2 protein-coding genes are annotated in these 2,527 nt (G+C 67.3%); one reads left to right on the top strand and one right to left on the bottom strand.

Annotation, left to right across the window (positions count from 1 at the left end; genetic code table 11):
* Positions 1-828: 828 nt before the first annotated feature.
* The gene (locus SSBG_RS24235; RefSeq protein ID WP_008748705.1) at positions 829-1,503 is read right to left on the bottom strand and encodes a DNA-3-methyladenine glycosylase; all 675 of its coding nucleotides are present in this window, start codon (positions 1,501-1,503) and stop codon (positions 829-831) included.
* A 199-nt stretch (positions 1,504-1,702) separates the two neighbouring features.
* Between SSBG_RS24235 and SSBG_RS24230 the strand changes: the two genes are divergently transcribed.
* Positions 1,703-2,485 carry a sporulation protein gene (locus tag SSBG_RS24230; protein WP_008748704.1) on the top strand — a complete coding sequence of 261 codons (783 nt, stop codon included), beginning with the start codon at positions 1,703-1,705 and terminating at the stop codon, positions 2,483-2,485.
* Positions 2,486-2,527: the final 42 nt, after the last annotated feature.

The following is a 2,527-nucleotide window of genomic DNA, read 5'->3' as shown; positions in this document are numbered from 1 at the left end:
TACCCGTCGTCGCCTTGGTGAGCCATTACCTCACCAACTAGCTGATAGGCCGCAGGCTCATCCTGCACCGCCGGAGCTTTCCACCACCCTGGATGCCCAAGATGGTAAGTATCCGGTATTAGACCCCGTTTCCAGGGCTTGTCCCAGAGTGCAGGGCAGATTGCCCACGTGTTACTCACCCGTTCGCCACTAATCCCCGCCCGAAAGCGGTTCATCGTTCGACTTGCATGTGTTAAGCACGCCGCCAGCGTTCGTCCTGAGCCAGGATCAAACTCTCCGTGAATGTTTTCCCGTAATCGGGAGACACCACGAGAGCGGAACCAGGGGAAGGAATAATCCCCCCGGTCCACAGCGTCCTCGCTGTGTTGTGTTTCAAAGGAACCTCAACCTCAAGCCACAAGGGACTCTCGGTCGGGGTATCAACATATCTGGCGTTGACTTTTGGCACGCTGTTGAGTTCTCAAGGAACGGACGCTTCCTTCGTACTCACCCTCTCGGGCTTTCCTCCGGGCGTTTTCCCTTCGGCATTTCGTGTTCCCGACTCTATCAGACCCTCTCGGGCCCGATTTCCTCGGCGCCTTTCCAGTTCCCGGCCCGGCCTTTCGGCCTTCCCGTTTCCCTTCCGGCGTTTCCACTACGTTAACCGACTTTCCGTGGAGCTCCTAATCGGGCTCCCACTCCTTTTCGGCTCCCTCGATAAGGGCGCACCGAAAAACAGACCCTTACGGGACCGAGTCGTTGAGTAGTAGAGGTGCCACTGTCCGTCATCGCCTTGGGCGTTACCGGCACAAGCAGCTCGTCTTAGGTTAGGGCTTCGGACGAGGAAAGTCAAGAGCCCTTGCGGTTCGCCCCTCGCGCGGTGCCCGGACGGCGGCGTGGGGTGTGGGCGCGGTAGGGGCTGACGCTCTGTTCGCCGTCGATCCAGTAGCGCCAGGGGTGCACCGCGCCCTCGCCCGAGACACCGGTGCGCGGGCCGGCGCGCAGGAGGGACGCCGGAGCCGGGGTGCCCGTGAGGAGGCGGAGCGGTGCGCCTTCGGCGCCGCACAGGTCCGTACCGTCCAGTGTCCGGTCCACGTCGAGGGCCGTCGCCAACCGGGCCGGGCCCTTGGCGAGTTCGTGGTCACGGCGGGCCGTGGGGCGGCGTGGCCTAACGAGTTCCGCGCCTTCGACGATCTCTCCGGCGCGCAGCAGGATTCCGGAGGCGAAGCCCTCGGGGCCGCACACGACGTTCAGGCAGTGCCACATGCCGTAGGTGAAGTAGACGTAGGCGTGGCCCGGCGGCCCGTACATGACGGCGTTGCGCGCGGTGCGGCCCCGGTAGGCGTGCGAGCCGGGGTCCGCCTCGCCCGCGTACGCCTCGACCTCGGTGAGGCGCAGGACGACGCGGCCCTTGGGAGAAAATACGCGGACCAGGAGGCGGCCGAGGAGGGCGGGGGCGGCCTCCAGGACCGGGCGGTCGAAGAAGGAGCGGGGCAGCGGCGTACGGTCGGGGGCCGCGATCATGTCCTCCGGGGGGACGGATTCAGAAGGCATGGCCCCCGAGGGTACGGGAGGACCGGTTCGCGGGCACCGGAACCGGGAGGGCCGAAGGCGCGTTCGTATGAGCGGGTCCGGCGACGCGCCGCCCGTAGCGGATACAGGGCGCCCGTACGGACGCACGGGCGTGTCTCCAGGGAAAGTCAACGAGGGAAGAGGCGGACACATGGGGTTCAGGAAGCTGCTGGCGAGTCTCGGTTCCGGTGGCGCCGAGGTCGAGACGGTGCTGTTCGAGGAGAACGTGGTCCCCGGCGGCGTGGTGCAGGGCGAGGTGCGTATCCAGGGCGGGGCCGTGGACCAGCAGATCGAGGGGCTCTCGGTCGGGCTCCAGGCGCGGGTCGAGGTGGAGAGCGGCGACCAGGAGTACAAGCAGAACATCGAGTTCCACCGGGTGAGCCTCGGCGGGGCCTTCCTGCTGCACGAGGGGGCGTCGCACGTCGTGCCCTTCGGCCTGGAGATCCCGTGGGAGACCCCGGTCACGACCTTCGCGGGGCAGCACCTGCGCGGGATGAGCGTCGGGGTGACCACCGAGCTCCAGATCGCGCGTGCGGTGGACTCCAGCGATCTCGACCCGGTCACCGTGCACCCGCTGCCCGCGCAGGAGGCGATCCTCGACGCGTTCGGGCGGCTCGGTTTCCGGTTCAAGAGCGCGGACCTGGAGCGCGGCTCGATCCGCGGGACGCGGCAGCGGCTCCCCTTCTACCAGGAGATCGAGTTCTACCCGCCGCAGCAGTACCGCGGCCTGAACCAGGTCGAGCTGAGCTTCGTCGCGGACGACCGGGAGATGGACGTCGTGCTGGAGATGGACAAGAAGGACGGGCTCTTCACCGAGGGCAGCGACTCCTTCCGCGCCTTCCGGGTCGGGCTGCACCACTTCGGCGACACCGACTGGGACGCGTACCTGCACCAGTGGATCTCCGAGGTCGGCAGCCGTCGCAGCTGGTTCTGAGGGCGGCCGGTTCCGGAGCGGCCGGGGCGGGGTACGCGGCGG

This window comes from Streptomyces sp. SPB074 (assembly GCF_000154905.1).
Taxonomy (GTDB): Bacteria; Actinomycetota; Actinomycetes; order Streptomycetales; family Streptomycetaceae; genus Streptomyces.
This window is presented reverse-complemented; position numbering and strand designations above follow the sequence as displayed.